Source organism: Mesorhizobium sp. M0500 (assembly GCF_040321165.1).
Lineage (GTDB): Bacteria > Pseudomonadota > Alphaproteobacteria > Rhizobiales > Rhizobiaceae > Mesorhizobium.
Genome location: NZ_JAMYRB010000001.1, coordinates 460263 through 479374 on the forward strand (window position 1 = coordinate 460263; position 19112 = coordinate 479374).

At 62.8% G+C, this 19112-nt stretch carries 16 protein-coding genes; 10 read left to right on the plus strand and 6 right to left on the minus strand.

Annotated elements, in window-relative coordinates; all coding sequences use genetic code 11:
• Positions 1-2: 2 nt before the first annotated feature.
• From NKI70_RS02300 to thrC, 3 genes are read right to left on the minus strand one after another with little or no spacing between them, the layout of a single operon-like run.
• Complete coding sequence (locus tag NKI70_RS02300; protein ID WP_023674149.1) at positions 3-599, minus strand: GNAT family N-acetyltransferase; 597 nt, start codon at positions 597-599, stop codon at positions 3-5.
• Between the two features lie 15 nt (positions 600-614).
• On the minus strand, positions 615-1907 hold the full coding sequence (locus NKI70_RS02305; protein ID WP_023674150.1) for a M16 family metallopeptidase: 1293 nt from the start codon (positions 1905-1907) through the stop codon (positions 615-617).
• 14 nt (positions 1908-1921) lie between these two features.
• Positions 1922-3319, minus strand: a complete 1398-nt coding sequence (thrC, locus tag NKI70_RS02310; RefSeq protein WP_352698273.1) for a threonine synthase — start codon at positions 3317-3319, stop codon at positions 1922-1924.
• Positions 3320-3447: 128 nt separating this feature from the next.
• Between thrC and NKI70_RS02315 the strand changes: the two genes are divergently transcribed.
• Positions 3448-4146, plus strand: a complete 699-nt coding sequence (locus NKI70_RS02315; RefSeq protein ID WP_023674152.1) for a hypothetical protein — start codon at positions 3448-3450, stop codon at positions 4144-4146.
• 38 nt (positions 4147-4184) lie between these two features.
• On the opposite strand, the gene NKI70_RS02320 is transcribed toward NKI70_RS02315, so the two are convergent.
• Complete coding sequence (locus NKI70_RS02320) at positions 4185-4874, minus strand: HAD family hydrolase (protein WP_023674153.1); 690 nt, start codon at positions 4872-4874, stop codon at positions 4185-4187.
• 180 nt (positions 4875-5054) lie between these two features.
• Here NKI70_RS02320 and NKI70_RS02325 point away from each other — a divergent pair, with 180 nt between their 5' ends.
• Positions 5055-6188 carry a site-specific DNA-methyltransferase gene (locus NKI70_RS02325; protein ID WP_023674154.1) on the plus strand — a complete coding sequence of 378 codons (1134 nt, stop codon included), beginning with the start codon at positions 5055-5057 and terminating at the stop codon, positions 6186-6188.
• 65 nt (positions 6189-6253) lie between these two features.
• Here the strand turns inward: NKI70_RS02325 and NKI70_RS02330 are convergent, their stop codons facing one another.
• Together NKI70_RS02330 and mutY are read right to left on the minus strand one after the other, a co-directional pair.
• Positions 6254-6865, minus strand: a complete 612-nt coding sequence (locus NKI70_RS02330; protein ID WP_023674155.1) for an HAD family hydrolase — start codon at positions 6863-6865, stop codon at positions 6254-6256.
• Between the two features lie 11 nt (positions 6866-6876).
• The gene (gene mutY, locus NKI70_RS02335) at positions 6877-7989 is read right to left on the minus strand and encodes an A/G-specific adenine glycosylase (protein WP_023674156.1); all 1113 of its coding nucleotides are present in this window, start codon (positions 7987-7989) and stop codon (positions 6877-6879) included.
• Between the two features lie 49 nt (positions 7990-8038).
• On the opposite strand from mutY, the gene NKI70_RS02340 reads away from it, so the two are divergent.
• The 8 genes from NKI70_RS02340 (at position 8039) to nadE (ending at position 19031) form a co-directional block, all read left to right on the plus strand.
• The gene (locus tag NKI70_RS02340; RefSeq protein ID WP_023674157.1) at positions 8039-8539 is read left to right on the plus strand and encodes a DUF721 domain-containing protein; all 501 of its coding nucleotides are present in this window, start codon (positions 8039-8041) and stop codon (positions 8537-8539) included.
• Between the two features lie 129 nt (positions 8540-8668).
• On the plus strand, positions 8669-9394 hold the full coding sequence (locus NKI70_RS02345; protein ID WP_352571386.1) for a DsbA family protein: 726 nt from the start codon (positions 8669-8671) through the stop codon (positions 9392-9394).
• A gap of 117 nt (positions 9395-9511) precedes the next feature.
• The gene (gene smc / locus NKI70_RS02350) at positions 9512-12970 is read left to right on the plus strand and encodes a chromosome segregation protein SMC (protein WP_352724079.1); all 3459 of its coding nucleotides are present in this window, start codon (positions 9512-9514) and stop codon (positions 12968-12970) included.
• A 109-nt stretch (positions 12971-13079) separates the two neighbouring features.
• On the plus strand, positions 13080-14051 hold the full coding sequence (locus NKI70_RS02355) for an NAD-dependent epimerase/dehydratase family protein (protein WP_352692181.1): 972 nt from the start codon (positions 13080-13082) through the stop codon (positions 14049-14051).
• 185 nt (positions 14052-14236) lie between these two features.
• Positions 14237-16174 carry an asparagine synthase (glutamine-hydrolyzing) gene (gene asnB, locus NKI70_RS02360; RefSeq protein ID WP_352724080.1) on the plus strand — a complete coding sequence of 646 codons (1938 nt, stop codon included), beginning with the start codon at positions 14237-14239 and terminating at the stop codon, positions 16172-16174.
• Between the two features lie 19 nt (positions 16175-16193).
• A complete protein-coding gene (locus tag NKI70_RS02365) occupies positions 16194-16457 on the plus strand; it encodes an acyl carrier protein (RefSeq protein ID WP_352724307.1) in 264 nt (87 codons plus the stop codon).
• 22 nt (positions 16458-16479) lie between these two features.
• The gene (locus NKI70_RS02370) at positions 16480-18027 is read left to right on the plus strand and encodes a class I adenylate-forming enzyme family protein (RefSeq protein WP_352724082.1); all 1548 of its coding nucleotides are present in this window, start codon (positions 16480-16482) and stop codon (positions 18025-18027) included.
• A complete protein-coding gene (nadE, locus tag NKI70_RS02375; protein ID WP_352571381.1) occupies positions 18024-19031 on the plus strand; it encodes an NAD(+) synthase in 1008 nt (335 codons plus the stop codon). Before NKI70_RS02370 ends, nadE begins: the two co-directional genes overlap by 4 nt.
• The last annotated feature ends 81 nt before the right edge of the window (positions 19032-19112 follow it).

The window sequence follows — 19112 nt, forward strand, 5'->3', positions numbered from 1 at the left end:
AATCAGTCCTTTGTTCCAACGCCCGGCGGATCGTCCGCGATTCGGGCGTATAGGTAATGGTCCTGCCAGATGCCGTTGATCCTGAGATAGGATCGTAGCAGTCCTTCGCGCCGGAATCCGGCTTTTTCAAGCACGCGGATCGACCGGGCGTTGTCGGGAATACAGGCAGCTTCGATCCGGTGCAATCGCAGCGTTTCGAAGGCGAAACGCGTCACCACCTTGACGGCATCGGTCATCAGGCCGCGTCCGCTGAAGCGCTCGCCGATCCAGTAGCCGATATGGCCGCTTTGGGCGACCCCGTGGCGGATATTGCCGAGGGTGATACCGCCGGCCAGCCTGCCGCTGCTTTTCTCGAAGATGAAGAAGGCGATCGCCGTCCCCTGCGCGTAGTCCTCGCGGTAGCGCCCGATACGATGCCGCCACGCCGTGCGGTCGAGTTCGTCAGGGGTCCATCGCGGCTCCCACGGCTCAAGAAAAGCGCGGCTTTCACTGCGCAGCACCGACCACTCGCGATAGTCGTTGGTCAGCGGTACGCGCAGCGTGACAAGCTCGCCCTTCAGTGCCGGCAGGTCGCGGCGAAAGAAAGGGAGCGCGAACACGACGCTCGAATAGGCTTAGACGGCAAGCTTACGGGCAGTGGTCTGCGTGCCCGAAAGCGAATCGAGGATTGCCTCATAGGGCGCGAGCGTACCCACCGGCCCGACGGCTGTAAGCGTCGGCTTGGTCGAAAAAAGCCGGGACGACAGATCCGTCAGCCGCTCGACAGTCAACGCCGCCAGCCGCTCCATCAGCTCTTCCTTGGCGATCGGCCTGCCGAACAGAAGCAACTGCCTGGCGATCTGGGAGGCGCGGCTGGCCGGGCTCTCGGCCGACATGATCAGCCCGGCGCGGTATTGGGCACGCGCCCGGTCAAGCTCCTCCTGCAGGATGTTTTCACCGGCCTTTTGCAGCTCGTCGATGATCACAGGCACCAGCTCGGCAATATCGCTTTGTCCGGTCGCCGCATGGACCCCGAAGACGCCGGTGTCGGAAAAACCCCAATGGAAGGCATAGACCGAATAGCACAGGCCGCGTTTTTCGCGGACTTCCTGGAAAAGTCGCGACGACATGCCGCCGCCCAGGATCATCGACAGGACCTGGGAGGCATAGAAATCGCGGACGTGATAGGCGCGGCCCTCGAAACCCAGCACGATCTGGGCGTCCATCAGGTCGCGGTCCTCGCGAAAATCGCCGCCGACATACTGCGCATATTGCGGGATGGTGCCGTCGGCCTTGCCGCGGAAGCTGCCGAGACGCTTTTCGACTTCCCGCACGAAATCGTCGTGCTTGATATCGCCGGCCGCCACCATCACCATGTTCTCGGCACCGTACTGTCGTTCGATGAAGTCGTGCAGCTGCTTCGAAGTGAAGGATTTGACGGTTTCCGGCGTGCCAAGAATCGAGCGGCCGATAGTCTGGTGGCGGAAGGCGGTCTCGGTAAAGTGATCGAAAACGACGTCGTCGGGCGTATCGTGCGCGGCGCCGATCTCCTGCAGAATCACATGCTGCTCTCGTTCCAACTCCTGCGGATCGAATTCGGATTCCTGCAGGATGTCGGAAAGGATATCGACGGCCAGCGGCACGTCGTCGCTCAGAACCCTTGCATAATAGGAGGTCGTCTCGACGCTGGTGGCGGCATTGATCTCGCCGCCGACGTCCTCGATCTCCGAGGCAATCTCGAAGGCGCTTCGCCGCCTGGTGCCCTTGAAAGCCATGTGCTCGAGCAAGTGCGCCATTCCGTGCTCTTCGTCACGCTCGTTGCGTGCGCCCGACTTGACCCAGGCGCCAAGGGCAACAGATTCGAGGCTTGGAAGGGTTTCGGTGGCGACTGTCAGGCCGTTCGACAGACGGCTTACCTCAACACCCATATGGCAATTACTCCCTAACGCGCCGCCCGCGTGTGGCGGCCGAGATAATCTTCCACCATTTTCAGGTCGGATGGAAGTACCGTGTATTTTTCCTCGGCGCTCATCAACCCGCCTAGCCATGCAGGCAGGGCAGGCGACACGCCGCTGGCGGCTTCGACGGCGGCGGGAAACTTTGCCGGGTGCGCAGTGCCCAGCACCACCATCGGCACCTCACCCGCAGCCTTGCCGGCGGCCACATGCACGGCCGCGGCCGTATGCGGGTCGAGCAGATAGCCGCTCGCCGCAAGTGTGGTGCGGATGGTGGCGGCGACCTCGTCCATGGTGGCGCGGCCGGCGTCGAATTCGGAGCGGATCCTGGCGATTTCCCCGGCCTCGATGGTGAAGGCGCCGGACTGCTTGAGCCCGTCCATGTAGCGCCGCACGGTCGAGGCATCGCGGCCGGACGCCTCGAACAGCAAGCGTTCGAAGTTCGAAGACACCTGGATGTCCATCGAGGGCGACGTGGTCGAAAAGACCCCCTTCATGCGGTATTCGCCGGTCGCCAGCGTGCGCGCCAGAATATCGTTGTCGTTGGTGGCGATGATCAGCCGTTCGATCGGCAGCCCCATCTTCTTGGCGGCATAGCCGGCGAAGATGTCGCCGAAATTGCCGGTCGGCACGGTGAAGGAAACCGGCCTGTCGGGCGCGCCGAGCGACAGGCCGGACGAGAAATAATAGACGATCTGGGCCATGATGCGGGCCCAGTTGATCGAGTTGACGCCGGACAGCGATACCCGGTCGCGAAAACCGTGGTCGTTGAACATGGCCTTTACCAGGCCCTGGCAGTCGTCGAAATTGCCTTCGATCGCCAACGCATGGACGTTTGCGGCGGTCGAGGTCGTCATCTGCCGCTGCTGTACCGGCGAGACGCGGCCGTGCGGGAAAAGCACGAAGATGTCGGTGCGGTTGCGCCCGGCAAAGGCATCGATGGCGGCCCCTCCGGTGTCGCCGGAGGTGGCACCGACAATGGTGGCGCGCTGGTCGCGCTCGGCCAGCACATGGTCCATCAGCCGCGCAAGAAGCTGCATCGCCACGTCCTTGAACGCGAGCGTCGGGCCGTGGAACAGCTCGAGCACGAAGCTGTTCGGCCCGGTCTGCACGAGCGGGCAGACGGCCTCATGGCGGAAGGTCGCATAGGCTTCGCGCACCAGCCGTTCGAACACCGGCGCCGCGATCTCGCCGCCGAGGAACGGCGACAGCACACGGATGGCAAGATCGGGATAGCCAAGGCCGCGCATGGCGCGGATCTCGGCTGCGGAAAAATGCGGCCAGGCGCTCGGCAGGTAGAGCCCGCCGTCGCGCGCCAGTCCGGCCAGCACCGCGTCGGAAAATCCAAGCGCGGGCGCTTCCCCGCGGGTACTCACATATTGCATCGTCACGTTTCCATTGCTGCCGGGAATTTTCGCCCGCCGCGAGGTGGTGGATTTCTGCGCAGGCTCAGTCGCATTTTTGCCGCGCGGTTGATATACGTCACCGGCTTTGCGAGAGGGAAGTGCAGTTCATGGCGTTTCATTCATTCAACGGTCGTTTTGTCGCGGGTCTGGCGCTCGCCGGCTTTATGCTTGCCGCCGCAGGTTGCCAATCGAGCGACAATGGAATTCTCGGCTTCGGCAAAAAGGATACGACACCGCCACCGCCACCCGATCCCAAGGTGCTTTCCAGCCAGCTGCAGGCCTATTGCCCGAAAGTGACGTTGCGTGACGGCACTGCCTTCTTCAATACCTACGCCAAGAGCGGTCCGAAGCCGAAGAAAAAAACCGATGTTGCCGCCGAGGAAGCCGCCCAGCCGGCAGCGGACGCGGCTGGCGCCGATCAGCCGGACGATTCCGCCAAGATCATCTATCAGGCTTCGATCACCGATGTGACCCGCGACTGCAGCCGCGCCAACGGCTCCTTGTCGATGAAGATAGCCGTCGCCGGCAAGGTCGTGCCTGGCCCGATGTTCACCCCCGGCACCATCACCATGCCGATCCGCATCGCGGTGATGCACGGCACCGAAGTTCTCTATTCGCAGCTTCACTCCTATCAGGTCCAGGTTACCGATCCTTCGAGTGCCACGCAGTTCGTCTTCACCGATTCCAACGTCGTCGTTCCGGAGCCGACGGCGAAGGACTACCAGGCATATGCCGGGTATGACGAGGGCGCTCCGAAAGTAGCGACAGACAAGCCGAGGAAGAAGAAAGCCGCCGCGACCAACTGAGCCGCTGCATTCGCGCCACGGCGGTTGGAGGCGGCCTCTCAGGCGTCCGCCGACCATTCCGACAGCGCGGCGATCACGCTTTTCAGTTCCGCCCAGCGGCGGATGACCGTTTCCGCGCCGGCCTCGGTCAGCGCATCGGCGTGGCCGGGATAGCTGTGCGCCGCGCCGGTGAAGCCGATGACGCGCATTCCCGCCGTCTTGGCGCCGGTGACGCCATGCACCGAATCCTCGATGACAAAGGTGTTCGCAGGATCGGCCTTGAGCTTTTCCGCGGCGAACCGAAACACGTCCGGCGCCGGCTTGGATTTCCCGGTCGGGGTTTCCAGCGAGGAAAAGATACGGCCGGCAAAGAACGGCAAAAGCTGCACCTTCTCCAGCATGAATTCGATTCGCTCCGAACGCGAATTCGAACAGACGCAGCGCGGCACTGCTACCGCGGCGACAGCCTCGTGCGCCCCGTCGATGGCACGCACGTCGCTGCGCAGCCGACGATCGACCAGCTGTTCCTCCTTGTCGATCAGCGAGGCCTGGAACGGGATCCGGGACTTTTCCTCGACCCGCATCATGATGTCCTTGAAAGTCAACCCGGCATAGACCTCGGAAATCTCCTCGGCCGATATCTCGTAGCCGGCCGAGGTCAACAGCTCGGCATCGATCCGCGCGGCGATGATTTCGGAATCGACGAGCACGCCGTCGCAATCGAAGATGACAAGGTCTGGCTGGGGCATGGTGATCCGGAAAGCGGGATGAGGGGAATGCCGAGGGCCCTTTGGTCCAAACGGCTCAGGCGGCGCGGCATACACCAACAGGCCGGGCTTCGCAAATTCGGCGGGCTGCTTCACTGAATATTTACGCTGATCGGTAACCATAACGGACAGTAAACAGTAACGCGTGCCTTGGGTGTCACAATGTCTGCCGTGCGTCTTCTCGACGAGCTTTCCGATGCTCCCCAGCAATCCGAGTGGCTGGATACGATCCTGAAGGGCGACTGCGTCGCCGCGCTCGAACGGCTGCCGGAAAAGTCGATCGACGTGATCTTCGCCGATCCGCCCTATAATTTGCAGCTCGATGGCGATCTGCACCGGCCCGACCAATCCAAGGTCGATGCCGTCGACGACCATTGGGACCAGTTCGACAGTTTTGAGGCCTACGACGCCTTCACCCGCGCCTGGCTGCTGGCGGCGCGCCGTGTGTTGAAGCCCAACGGCACGATCTGGGTTATCGGCTCCTACCACAATATTTTCAGGGTCGGGGCAAAGATGCAGGACCTGGGCTTCTGGATCCTCAACGACGTCGTCTGGCGCAAGACCAATCCAATGCCCAATTTCCGTGGCCGCCGTTTCCAGAACGCGCATGAGACGATGATCTGGGCATCGCGCGACCAGAAGGGCAAGGGCTACACTTTCAACTACGAGGCGCTGAAGGCATCGAACGACGACGTCCAGATGCGCTCGGACTGGCTGTTTCCGATCTGCACCGGCGGCGAGCGCCTGAAGAACGACAATGGTGACAAATTGCATCCGACGCAGAAGCCGGAAGCGTTGCTTGCCCGCGTCATGACGGCATCGACCAGGCCGGGCGACATCGTGCTCGACCCGTTCTTCGGTTCAGGAACCACCGGGGCTGTGGCCAAGCGGCTTGGCCGCCACTTCGTCGGCATCGAGCGCGAACAAACCTATATCGATGCCGCCATGGAACGTATCGATGCGGTCCGGCCGCTGGAAGGCGCCAATTTGACGGTACTGACCGGCAAGCGCGCTGAGCCGCGCGTCGCCTTCGTCACGCTTCTCGACAATGGCCTGGTGGCGCCAGGCGCCACGCTTTACGACGCCAAGAAGCGCTGGGCGGCAAAAGTGCGCGCCGACGGCACGCTGGCGATCGGCGACAGTGCCGGGTCGATCCACAAGATCGGCGCCGAGGTGCAGGGGCTGGACGCCTGCAACGGATGGACCTTCTGGCATTATGAGCGCAGCGGCGGCCTGACCCCGATCGACGAGCTTCGCCGCATTGCTCGGCTAGGCATGGAGCGGGCGGGCGCCTGACGGCTTCCGAGTTGCGACAGATCGGTTAATGCGAAGGCTCAACCAACTCCTGGAACCGATTCAAATCACACTTTGATCCCAAGGCGCTCAAGGTCCGCCCTGAGCGTCTTTGCATCGGTGAACAGCACCGACTGCCAGCCCGCCGCCTTGGCGCCGTCGACGTTCTTCTGGCTGTCGTCGATGAACAGCGTCGCTGACGGTTCGAGGCTGAACGCGGCGACGTGGTGGTCATAGATGGCGCGATCCGGCTTGATCTGGCGGATGTCGCCGGAAACGGTGACGCCGCGCGGCCGATTGAGGAAATCGAAGCGCTCGCGGGCCTCGGCGAGCGTATCCGCAGCGAAATTGGTGAGCATCGTCACGTCATGGCCGCTGTCGATCAGGCCGATCATGATGGCGACGCTGTCCTCATAGGCGTGAGGCACCATCTCGTGCCAGTGCCGGCGGAAATTGCGGATATTTTCGGCGTGCTCGGGATATTGCGCGATCGCCAGCGCTTCGGCCTCTTCCCAACTGCGGCCGCGATCCTGCTCGATGTTCCAATCATGCGTGCAGACATTGTCGAAGAACCATTTCCGTTCGTCGGGATCGGGGATCAAGCGACTGAAGGGCAGGTCCGGATCATAGTGGATCAGCACTTTGCCGATGTCGAAAACGATGTGGCGGATTTCAGTCATTCTTCTCTCTTTCAACGCGGCCGCTGCTTTTTCGTCGCGCCCGGCATCGCCGCTTCGATTACCTTTTTCATGACGCTCGGCAGCGCTTCCCCGGAAATTTCATGGGCCAGCGACCAGAAATGCCCGACCGGGGCGGCAACGTCGGTCTCCGCCTTGAACACGTCGAGTTCAAGCGCAAAATGGGTAAAGATATGGCCGATGCGTCCGGCCTGCTGCCAGTTGCCGGGGAGCGGGGCCGCCGCTTCCGTGGTGGCGCCGTCTATGCGCGCCGTCCAGCCGGTCGTCGGCACCTCAGTCATGCCGCCGAGCAGGCCTTTGTCCGCGCGCTTGCGCAGAAGGATGGCGCCGTCGCACCTGACGGCAACGAAGGCGGCACCGCGGCGTAAGGGTCTTTCGGCCTTGGGCAGGCGGACCGGAAAGCGTTCGGGGTCGCCCGAGATCGTGGCGCTGCAGTCCACGCGAACGGGGCACAGAATGCAGCGGGGCCGGCGCGGCGTGCAGATCGTCGCGCCCAGGTCCATCATCGCCTGCGCGAAGTCGCCGGGCCTTGTCAGGGGAACCATGCGTTCGACCTGGCCGCGTATCTCGCCCTTGGCTTCGCCCAGCGGCGTGGCGATCGAAAACAGCCGTGAGACGACCCGTTCGACATTGCCGTCGACGACCGCGGCTGGTCGGTCGAAGGCGATCGCTGCGATCGCCGCCGCCGTATAGGCGCCGATGCCGGGCAGTTCCTTCAAGCCGGACTCGCTGTCCGGAAAGCGGCCGCCTTGCCGCGCGACGAGATCGGCACAGGCTTTGAGGTTACGGGCGCGGGAATAATAGCCGAGCCCGGCCCAGGCCTTCATGACGTCTTGGGTCGGTGCCGCCGCCAGCGCCTGGACCGTTGGCCATTTCTGCATGAACGCCTGAAAATAGGATTTTACCGCCTCGACCGTGGTTTGCTGCAGCATCACCTCGGAAAGCCAGACCAGATAGGGATCGGGCCGCGCCCCGCCCGCCAGCGCGCGCGGCGAAACGCGCCAGGGCAGGTCGCGGTGATGCGCGTCGTACCAGGCAAGCAGCCGGGAGGCGATCTCGACATTGTCTCCGGATACGGCCTTGCGGGTCTGGTCGTGCAGTGCCATTGATCGAGGGTCGGCCCTAATCCATTGGTGCTGAAGCTGGAGAACGCACATGGCAGGGAAAAGGCCCTTCGGCAATCCCGTTCCGGTGAGCGATCTCGCAACCGAGATCCTCGACCCGGTGCTGCGCAAGCGGGCCGGTATGTCGATCGGACTGGTCCAGTCATGGGAAGAAATTGCCGGGCCGCGGCTTGCCGGCCGCTCGCGCCCGGAAAAGATCCAGTGGCCGCGCCGCATGCATGAGGACGATCCTTTCGAACCGGCGGTGCTGGTGATTGCCTGCGAGGGTGTAGCGGCACTGCATCTGCAGCACGAGACCGGCGAGATCATCAACCGGGTCAATGCCTTCCTCGGTTTCAATGCGATCGGCCGGATCAGGATCGTGCAGAAGCCGGTAATGGCGGGCAAGGACAAGCCGAAACCCAGTTTGCGGCCGCTGACTGCGGCCGAGAAAGCGAAGCTGTCGGGCACCGTTGGTTTGATCGAGGACGGCGGGCTGCGCGCCTCGCTGGAGCGGCTTGGCGCCACCATTCTCGGTCAAAAGAAACCGTGATCTCGCGCTATCGTGATGGTATGCCCGGATTTGGCGATTGGAATAGGGGCGGTAATGCCTTAATTCGCGCCAACTCTCGCTTTTTGTAGACTTTGCATTGCAAAATCCAACTATTGCCAGGTGATTCGTATGATCCGTTCCTTGTCCCGCAGAAACCTTTTGACTTCGCTGGCCGCAATACCAGCGGTGGCGCTGCTTGCCGCCTGCAGCGACTCGGGCGAGAAAGCCGAGGCGCAGGATGTGAAGCCTGCGGCTCCGGAACCTGCGAAGCCGGCCGCTCCGGCCGCCGCGGCGGCGCCGGAGGCTCAGGGCACGGTCGATATGGCGGCACTGCTGAAGCCCGGCGCATTGCCCGACATGCAGCTCGGCAAGCACGATGCAAAGGTCACTATCGTCGAATATGCATCGATGACCTGCCCGCATTGCGCGCATTTCGCCGAGACCACTTTTCCGGAGCTGAAGACGAAATATATCGACACCGGCAAGGCCCGTTACATACTGCGCGAGTTTCCGTTCGATCCCAGCGCCGAGGCCGGTTTCATGCTGGCGCGCTGCTCCAAGGACAACTATTTCCCGATGGTCGACGTACTGTTCAGGCAGCAGGCGAACTGGGTTGGTGTGAACAATACCAAGGACGCACTGCTGCAAATCGCCAAGCTTGCCGGTTTTACACAGGAGTCCTTCGAGGCCTGCTTGACGGACCAGAAACTTCTGGACGATGTGAGATCTGTCCAGAAGCGCGGCGCCGACGAATTCAAGGTCGATTCCACACCGACCTTTTTCATCAACGGAAAGACCTACAAAGGGGCGATGTCGATTGCGGAAATGTCGGCCATCATCGACCCTCTGCTCTGACGTTTCGGCAGCGCCGAAGCGGCGTAGCTTCGGCGTGCGCACTTCTTTGTCTTGCCGCGGGTTCTCCTTGCAAAACCGCGGCACAGTTTTGCGAAACTTGGCTATGGGCCGGCGCGAATGAAGTTCTCGCGCCTTCGCCTCCTCGGCTTCAAATCCTTCGTCGAACCCGGCGAGTTCGTCATCGAACGCGGTCTGACCGGCATCGTCGGGCCGAACGGCTGCGGCAAGTCGAACCTGGTCGAGGCGCTGCGCTGGGTCATGGGCGAAAGCTCCTACAAGAACATGCGTGCGTCCGGCATGGACGACGTCATCTTTTCCGGCTCGGGAACGCGTCCGGCCCGCAACACCGCCGAAGTCACGCTGTTCCTCGACAATAGCGACCGCACCGCGCCGTCCGCCTTCAACGACGCCGACGAATTGCAGGTCTCGCGCCGCATCGAGCGCGAGGCCGGCTCGCTCTACCGCATCAACGGCAAGGAGGCTCGCGCCAAGGACGTTCAGCTGCTGTTCGCTGACCAGTCGACCGGCGCCCGCTCGCCCTCGATGGTCGGCCAGGGCCGCATCGGCGAGCTGATCCAGGCAAAGCCGCAGGCGCGCCGCGCGCTGCTGGAGGAGGCGGCCGGCATTTCCGGCTTGCACACACGGCGCCACGAAGCCGAGCTGCGGCTGAAGGCGGCGGAACAGAACCTCGAAAGGCTGGACGACGTCGTCGGCGAGCTGGAGGGTCAGATCGAAAGCCTGAAACGCCAGGCCCGCCAGGCCTCGCGCTTCAAGAACCTGTCGGCCGACATCCGCAAGGCCGAAGCGACGCTGCTGCATCTGCGCTGGACGCTGGCCAAGACGCAGGAAGGCGAAGCGCGTTCGGCGCTGGCGATTGCCACCGCGCTGGTCGGCGACCGTGCCGCCGCCCAGATGGCTGCCGCCAGGGAACAAGGCATCAACGCCCACCGGCTGCCGGACCTGCGCGATGCGGAAGCCGCTGCCGCCGCCGCCTTCCAGCGTCTATCGATCGCCAAGGCGCAGATCGAGGAAGAGGCAGGCCGCATCCGCGCCCGCCAGGCTGAGCTCGACCGCCGACTGCAACAGCTCGATGGCGACCTTGCCCGCGAGGAGCGCATGGTCCGCGACAATGCGGATATCCTCGAACGCCTCGCCGCCGAAGAAGCCGCGCTCAACGCCGAAAACGCCGGCGCCGCCGAGCGCGAGGCCAGCACCCGCGCGGCTTTCGAGCAGGCGGCATCGACGCTTGCCTCGAGCGAGGCCAGGCTCGCCGCGCTGACCGCCGAACGGGCGGAGGCTGCCGCCTCGCGCAACCAGATCGAACGGACGCTGCGCGACACCGCTGAGCGCCGCGACCGCTTTGCCCGCCAGCTTGCCGATGTCGACCGCGAACTGTCGGAGATCGTCTCCAGAGTCGCCGGCCTGCCCGATCCCGCCGAGAAGCGGCTGCTGGTCGATCAGGCGCTGGCGCTGCTCGAAGAGGCTGAGGCAGCCGCCATTGCCGCCGAACAGGCGGTCGCCGAGGCGCGTGCAGGCGAAAGTGCTGGCCGCCCACCGGTTCAGGACGCAAAGGCCGAGCTGGCGCGGATCGAAACCGAGGCCCGCACGCTGGCCAAGATCCTCAACGCCGCCAGCGGCGATCTATTTCCCTCGGTGCTGGAGCAGATCAGCGTCGAGCGCGGCTACGAGACGGCGCTGGGTGCCGCGCTTGGCGAAGATCTCGACGTGCCGCTCGACCGCAGTGCGCCGGTACATTGGGGCCAGAGCGAAATCCAGCCTGCCGACGCCGCATTGCCCGAAGGCAGAAGGAGCCTCGCCAGCGTTGTGCGTGCGCCGGCACAGCTGGCCCGCAGGCTGGCCCAGATCGGCATTGTCGAAGCCGCCGACGGAAGACGGCTGCAGACGCTGCTTGCTCCCGGTCAACGGCTAGTCAGCCGCGAAGGCGCGCTCTGGCGTTGGGACGGCTTCACCGCCAGCGCCGATGCCCCGACCGCCGCCGCGCAGCGGCTGGCGCAGAAAAACCGGCTGGCCGAGCTCGATGCCGAAGCAGTCCATGCCACGCGCACCCTGCGCGAAGCTGAACAAGCCCTTGCCCAGGCCGAACAGGCGCTTGCCCAGGCGAGCGAGGCCGAACGCAACGCCCGACAGGCCGGGCGCGACGCCCAGCACGGGCTCGACGCTGCCCGCAATACGCTGGCCGAGGCCGAAAAAGCCGGCGGCGAGCTGTCGAGCCGGCGTGCAGCACTTGACGAGGCGCGCGCACGCATTGTCGACAGCCATGAGGAAACGGCGGCGGCATTCGTCGAGGCGGAAATGCTGCTGCAGGACGCGCCCGATCTCGGCGACCTGCAGTTGCAGCTCGAGCAGTCGGCGGCCAACGTCGCCCGCGACCGCGCCGCCCTTGCCGATGCGCGTGCCGTTCACGAGGGCCTGAGGCGGGAAGCCGAGGCACGTGCGCGTCGGCTCGATGCCATCTGCGCGGAACGGCGCAACTGGGTGGAGCGCGCCGAAAACGCCTCGACACAGATCGCGGCGCTCGGCGAACGCAAGGCAGAGGCCGAGGCCGAGCGCGAGCAACTGGCCGACGCCCCCGACGAGATCGACGCCAAGCGGCGCGCCCTGCTGTCGCAACTCGCCGAGGCCGAAAGCCTGCGCAAGGCAGCGGGCGACCGCTTGCAGGAAGCGGAGAACCGGCAGTCCGAGCTGGACAAGGCTGCGACTGCTGCCATCCAGTCGCTGGCCGAGGCGCGCGAATCCCGCGTTCGCGCCGAAGAGCGGCTGACCGCCGCCGACGAGCGTCGGCTGGAAGTCGAGGCGCGCATCCAGGAAACGCTGAACACGCCGCCGCATCTGGTGATCCGCCACACCGGCCTCGAACCCGACAGCCCGATGCCCGAAATGGCCGAGATCGAGCGTCAGCTCGACCGGCTGAAGGTCGAACGCGAACGGCTCGGTGCCGTCAATCTGCGCGCCGAGGAAGAGCAGAAGGAATTGTCGGACCGGCTGGAGGCCATCGTTTCAGAGCGCGACGACATCATCGAGGCGATCCGCAAGCTGCGGCAGGCGATCCACAGCCTGAACCGTGAAGGCCGCGAGCGGCTGCTCGCTGCCTTCGAGGTGGTCAACGGCCATTTTCAACGGCTGTTTTCGCACCTGTTCGGCGGCGGCACCGCCGAGCTGCAACTGATCGAGTCCGACGATCCGCTCGAAGCGGGGCTCGAGATCCTGGCGCGACCGCCCGGCAAGAAGCCGCAGACGATGACGCTGCTGTCCGGCGGCGAGCAGGCGTTGACGGCGATGTCGCTGATCTTCGCCGTGTTCCTGACCAACCCGGCGCCGATCTGCGTGCTCGACGAAGTCGACGCGCCGCTCGATGACCACAATGTCGAGCGTTTCTGCAATCTGATGGACGAAATGGCCGCAACCACCGAAACGCGCTTCGTCATCATCACACACAACCCGATCACCATGGCGCGCATGGACCGGCTGTTTGGGGTGACCATGGCCGAGCAAGGCGTCAGCCAACTGGTGTCGGTAGACCTGCAGGCGGCCGAAGCCATGCGCGAGGCAAGCTGACGCATCAGCTTAATGGTGGTCTCCACCTCGGCTTTCGACTATAGCACGAGGAAATGGGCCGGATCTGCCGCTCCAGATACCGGCCCGGCTATGCGCGTGGAGAAGCTTGTTGCCTATACTTGTCACCGGAGCCGCGGGGTTCATTGGCAGCCACGTTTGCCACCATCTGCTCGACCGGGGAGAAGCGGTCGTCGGCGTCGACAACATGAACGACTATTACGACCTGGCGCTCAAAAAGGGGCGGCTTGCCCGCCTTCTGCCCCACAAGGATTTTTCATTCCACCAGATCGATATTGCCGAACAGGGCACGCTTGCAGCCGCTTTGGCCGGGCAAGGCATCGTTAGGATCGTGCACCTTGCAGCGCAGGCAGGCGTGCGCCACTCACTCGACAATCCGCGGCTCTATATCCGCTCCAATGTCATGGGCCACCTCGAAGTGCTCGAATTCTGTCGCGCCGAACCGGCATTCGAGCATCTGGTCTATGCCTCGTCGAGCTCGGTGTATGGCGGCAACCGCAGCGTGCCGTTCAGCGAAGCCGATCAGGTCGACAAGCCCGTTTCGCTTTACGCTGCCACCAAGAAAACCGATGAGTTGATGAGCCACACCTACGCCCATCTGTTCGGCATACCGCAGACCGGCCTGCGGTTTTTCACGGTCTACGGTCCCTGGGGCCGTCCCGACATGGCCTATTGGATGTTCACCCAGGCGATGCTCGAGGGCAAGCCGATCCGGGTCTTCAACAATGGCGAAATGTGGCGCGATTTCACCTACATAGACGATGTTGTGAAGGCGGTTGTCGCCGTGCTCGACAAGTCGCCGGCGGCTGACGTTCCGCCGAACAGGCTCTACAATGTCGGCAACAACCGGCCGGTGCGCCTGGGCGACTTCATCGACATTCTGGAAAGGCTGCTCGAGGTCAAGGCAATCCGCCACAACGAGCCGATGCAGTCGAGCGACGTCGAGAAGACTTACGCCGACATGACCGCGCTGGAGCGGGATTTCGGCTTCAGGCCTAGCGTTTCGATAAAGGACGGGCTGAAGAAGTTTGTTGACTGGTACCGGCCGTACTCGAAGCAGTGATTTGCATCGCTCGCCGTGACGCCTTCAAGCGTGACACCTGGAGTGGGGCGCAAGTCGGTCCGCAAAAGCATCATTTTGTCCTAACATCCTGTTAACCACATGCTCGCTGAAAAGTATCCGATTAACCTTTGAGGCGCTTATGACCGCTATGTTTCGTGGCTTGCTGTTCAGTATGAGCTGTGTGGATGTGCGGATTCGGGGGCTATTTCGGTTCAGTCCGGGATGCGGAAGCTTTGCTTGCGCGCATGACGTCTGCGATCGCCCATCGCGGGCCGGATGAACAAGGGAAATTCGTAGCGCCCGAGGCTGGACTTGGGCATGCGCGGCTGTCGGTGATTGGAATTGGTGATGGCCAGCAGCCGATGTCCGACGAAACCGGCAATTTGACGATTGCGTTCAACGGCGAGATCTTCAACTACGTGGAATTGCGCGAAGGGCTGCTGGCCAAGGGCCGACGCTTCCGCACATCGAGCGATACCGAAGTTCTCCTGCAGCTGTATGACGAGATGGGCGAAGACTGCCTGTCGCTCCTGAACGGTGATTTCGCCTTCGCGATTTGGGATAACCGCCGGCGGCGGATGGTGCTTGCAAGAGACCGCATGGGTGTTCGGCCGCTGTTCTACACCAGCAAGGGGGGGGTGCTCTACTTTGCGTCGGAGATAAAGGCCCTGCTGAAGGTACCCGGCGTCTCGGCCGAAATCGATCCGATTGCACTCGACCAGATCTTTACGCTGTGGGCGCCGATCGCTCCACGCACGGCTTTCCGCAACATCCACGAGCTGGAGCCGGCAAGCGTGATGATCGCGACACAGGGGCAAGTCACGGTCAAACCATATTGGCACCTAGACTACCCGTATCCGGATACGCCATCGAAGATCACCAATGAGGACGACGCGGCCGAGGAACTGCAGGCCCTGTTGACCGACGCGGTGAGGCTTCGCATGCGCGCCGACGTGCCGGTCGGTTCTTACCTTTCGGGCGGGCTCGATTCATCCCTCGTTTCGGCACTCGCGGCCGGCATGACCCCTCTTAAGCTGCAGACATTTTCCGTGACGTTCGACAGCGCCGAGCATGACGAAAGCGCCTTCCAGACCGAAATGGCGTCGGCACTTGGCACGCAGCATCGAACCATTGCGTGTCGTGCCGGCGATATCGCCGGTGTGTTTCCCGAAGTCATCCGCTTTACCGAGCGGCCGATCATCCGCACGGCCCCGGCTCCCCTCTATCAATTGTCCGGCCTCGTTCGCCAGGCCGGTTTGAAAGTGGTGCTGACAGGCGAAGGCGCCGACGAGGTCTTTGCCGGTTATGATGTCTTCAAAGAAGCGCGGGTTCGCCGTTTCTGCGCGCGACAGCCGGCATCGCGCATCAGGCCACAACTGTTCCGCAAGCTTTATCCCTATCTGCCGGGCCTGCAACAGCAGTCCGTGGAGTACCTGGCTGCGTTCTTCGGAACCGGCAGCGCTGCCCTGGACGATCCGCTGTTCTCGCATCGGCCGCGTTTCAAGACCACATCAGCGGCGAAGATGTTCTTTTCCGGTGACCTGCGCGCGACATTGAAGGGGTATGACGCAGCCGAGGACCTGGCCAGCCGGTTGCCTGAGGCATTTTCCCGGTGGCATCCGCTGCATCAGGCGCAATATCTCGAAACCCGCTTTCTCCTGCCGGGCTACATCCTCTCTAGCCAGGGCGATCGCATGGCCATGGCGCACGGTATCGAAGGGCGTTTCCCCTTCCTTGACCATCGCTTGGTGGAGTTTGCGGCCAGACTTCCGCCGGAGATGAAGCTGAAGGGACTGGTGGAAAAACACATATTGCGCAAAGCTGCCAAGCACCTGCTTCCGACGGCCATCCGCGAGCGCACCAAACAGCCTTACCGGGCACCGGAAGCCCGCTCCTTCGTTGGAGCGGGAGAACTGGACTACGTACGCGACTCACTGAGCGAAGCGAGCATCGCCGCCGGCGGACTATTCAACGCCAAGGCGGTGGCGAACCTGCACGAGAAATGCCGCTTGCAGCCAGCGTCCGGATTCCGCGACAATGCGGCTTTCGTCGGCATTTTGTCGACGCAACTGTGGCAGAAGATTTTCACCGGCGAAAAGGTCGGTGCAGCACGAGCGGCCTGAGAAATCGAGGGAATGAAAAATCATGATAGCAGTCAAGGACAAGGTCAAAACCTTTATCGTCGACAACTTCCTGTTCGGGGACACGTCCTACGAGCTTGCAGACTCCGTATCACTGATCGAGAACGGCATCATCGACTCGACGGCCGTGTTGGAGCTCGTGGCATTCATAGAGGATGATTTCGGCATAGCGATGGTCGATGCCGACATCGTACCGGCCAATCTGGATTCGATTGACCGCATCTCAGCCTTCATCAAGGCAAAGGCAGAAGCGCTGGCAGCGTAGGCGCCATCGGCGAGGAGCGTCCGTGCGGATCGAACATTTTCTGACGGCGAAGGCCGCTGCCCATCCAGCCAAAACGGCATTGATCACCGAGCACAAAAGGCTGTGCTATGAAGAGCTGGACGATCTTTCGAGCCGTCTGGCCGCCGCCCTTTTCATGAATGGCGTCAGTCGCGACGACCGGGTCCTGATCTTCATGGACAATTGCTGGGAGGCTGCGGTTTCGATTTTCGCAGTTCTTAAAGCAGGCGCGACTTTCAGTCCGATCAATGCATCCACCAAGGCCGAAAAGCTGGCCTACATCATCGCCGATTGCGACGCAGCTGCGATCCTCACGCAAGCAAAACTGATGCCCGTGGTCGCCGAGGCGTGCGGATCGTCCGGCAGGACCGGCATCTTCGTGGCCTCCACCGTTGGTGCCGATAACCAATGCCCGGCAGGGGCCACATCCCTGGCGGATTGCTTGACGCTCCAAGCCAGGGAGATTGACCACCGCGGCATTGACGTGGATCTTGCTATGTTGATCTACACCTCGGGCTCGACCGGCCGGCCCAAGGGCGTGATGATGACGCACCGCAATTGCGACGCGGCGGCCGACTCCATCACCAACTACCTGCGCAACTCGCCCGACGACATCATCTTGAATGTTCTGCCCCTCGCTTTCGATTACGGCCTCTATCAATTGCTGATGACCGTCAGGCTCGGCGCCACGCTCGTGCTCGAGAAGTCCTTCGCTTTTCCCCAGGCGGTCTTTGAACGCATCCGCCAGGAAGGCGTCACCGGGCTTCCGCTCGTGCCCACGATGGCAGCGATGATCCTGCAGATGCGTGATCTGGCGCCGGGCTTCCTGCCCAGCCTTCGCTATATTTCCAACACGGCGGCTGCCTTGCCGCCGGCTCACATAGAACGCTTGCGGTTCCTTTTTCCCGGTGTCAGGCTCTATTCGATGTATGGCCTGACGGAATGCAAGCGCTGCACCTATCTGCCGCCCGAGGAGCTTGACCGCCGGCCGGGGTCGGTCGGAATAGCCATTCCGAACACCGAAGCCTTTATCGTCGACGACCACGGGCAACGAGTGCCGCCGGGCATAGCAGGTGAATTGGTCATTCGCGGGCCGCACGTCATGCAGGGTTATTGGCGAAACGAAGCTGCGACGGCACGAGCCTTGCGCCCGGGTCCGAACCCTTGGGAGAAGGTTCTCTACACCGGCGATCTGTTCAGGGCCGATGAGGAAGGCTTTCTTTATTTCGTCGGCCGCAAGGACGACATCATAAAGTCGCGGGGAGAGAAGGTGGCGCCCAAGGAAGTGGAAGCCGTGCTTCATGCTCATCCGGGCATCGCGGAAGCGGTGGTTGTCGGTGTGCCGGATCCCGTGCTCGGGCATGCGATCGGCGCAGTTATCGTACGGTCCGACCCAGCGCTTAGCGAAAAGGATATCATACGCCACTGTGCACGCCACCTTGAGGACTTCATGGTCCCCAAGGTCATCGAGTTCCGCCGCGAGCTGCCGAAGACCGATACCGGCAAGGTCAGCCGTCGGCTTGCGGCAGAAACCATGGAGGCCGCGCAATGAATGTTCGCCCGACCGAGGATGCGCGGACCTTTCTGGCGCAGGCTCTGGCAATCGACCTGATCACCGAAACGGACCGTATCGTAACGGCCTTGCGCCAGCAGTTGCGCGGGCTTCGCAAGCGGGGCCTTGTGCTCGGTCTTTCGGGCGGGATCGATTCGAGCGTGTCGGTCGCGTTGGCGGCACGAGCCGTCGGCCCCAAGAATGTGCTTTGCCTGTTCATGCCGGAAAGCGATTCCGATCCTGAAAGTCTGCGGCTCGGCCGCCTCGTCGCCGAAACTTTCGGTGTCGAGGCTGTGACGGAGGATATCGGGCCGGCCTTGCGCGCGATGGGCTGCTACCAGCGCCGCGACGCCTTCATCCGCGAATTGGTCCCGGAATACGGCGAAGGCTGGGCCTCGAAGATCGTGATCGCGAACGCGCTCGAGGGCCAAGGCTATAATATCTCGTCGCTGGTGGTGCAGGATCCCGAAGGCAAGCAGACGAAACTGAGAATGCCGTTGCCTGTCTATCTCGGCGTCGTCGCCGCTACCAATATGAAGCAGCGCACCCGCAAGCAGATCGAATACTATCATGCTGATCGTCTGAACTTCGCCGTTCTTGGAACACCGAACCGGCTGGAATATGATCAGGGATTCTTCGTGAAGAACGGTGACGGCGCCGCGGACGTCAAGCCGATCGCCCACCTCTATAAAACGCAGGTCTATGCGCTGGCGGCCCATCTCGGTGTTCCGGAGGAAATCCTGAACCGGCCTCCGACCACCGATACCTACTCGCTGGCGCAGACCCAGGAGGAGTTCTACTTCTCGCTTCCTTATGACCGTATGGATCTTTGCCTTTACGCTCTCAACAACGGCGTGGCGGCTGAGGTAGTGGGGCAGGCGGCGGGGTTGGCCGCCACACAAGTGGAACGCGTCTGGGCCGATATCATCGCCAAACGCAAGGCGACGCGTTATCTGCACCAGCGTCCGCAACTCGTCGAGGAAGTCGAAGAACTCGGTACCTGACCTGCTTCGAGACCGGCCACGTCCCAAAAAGCGCCTTAGGGTCAAAACTCAATCAGCAGGCTGCCGCCAATGGCCGAGATG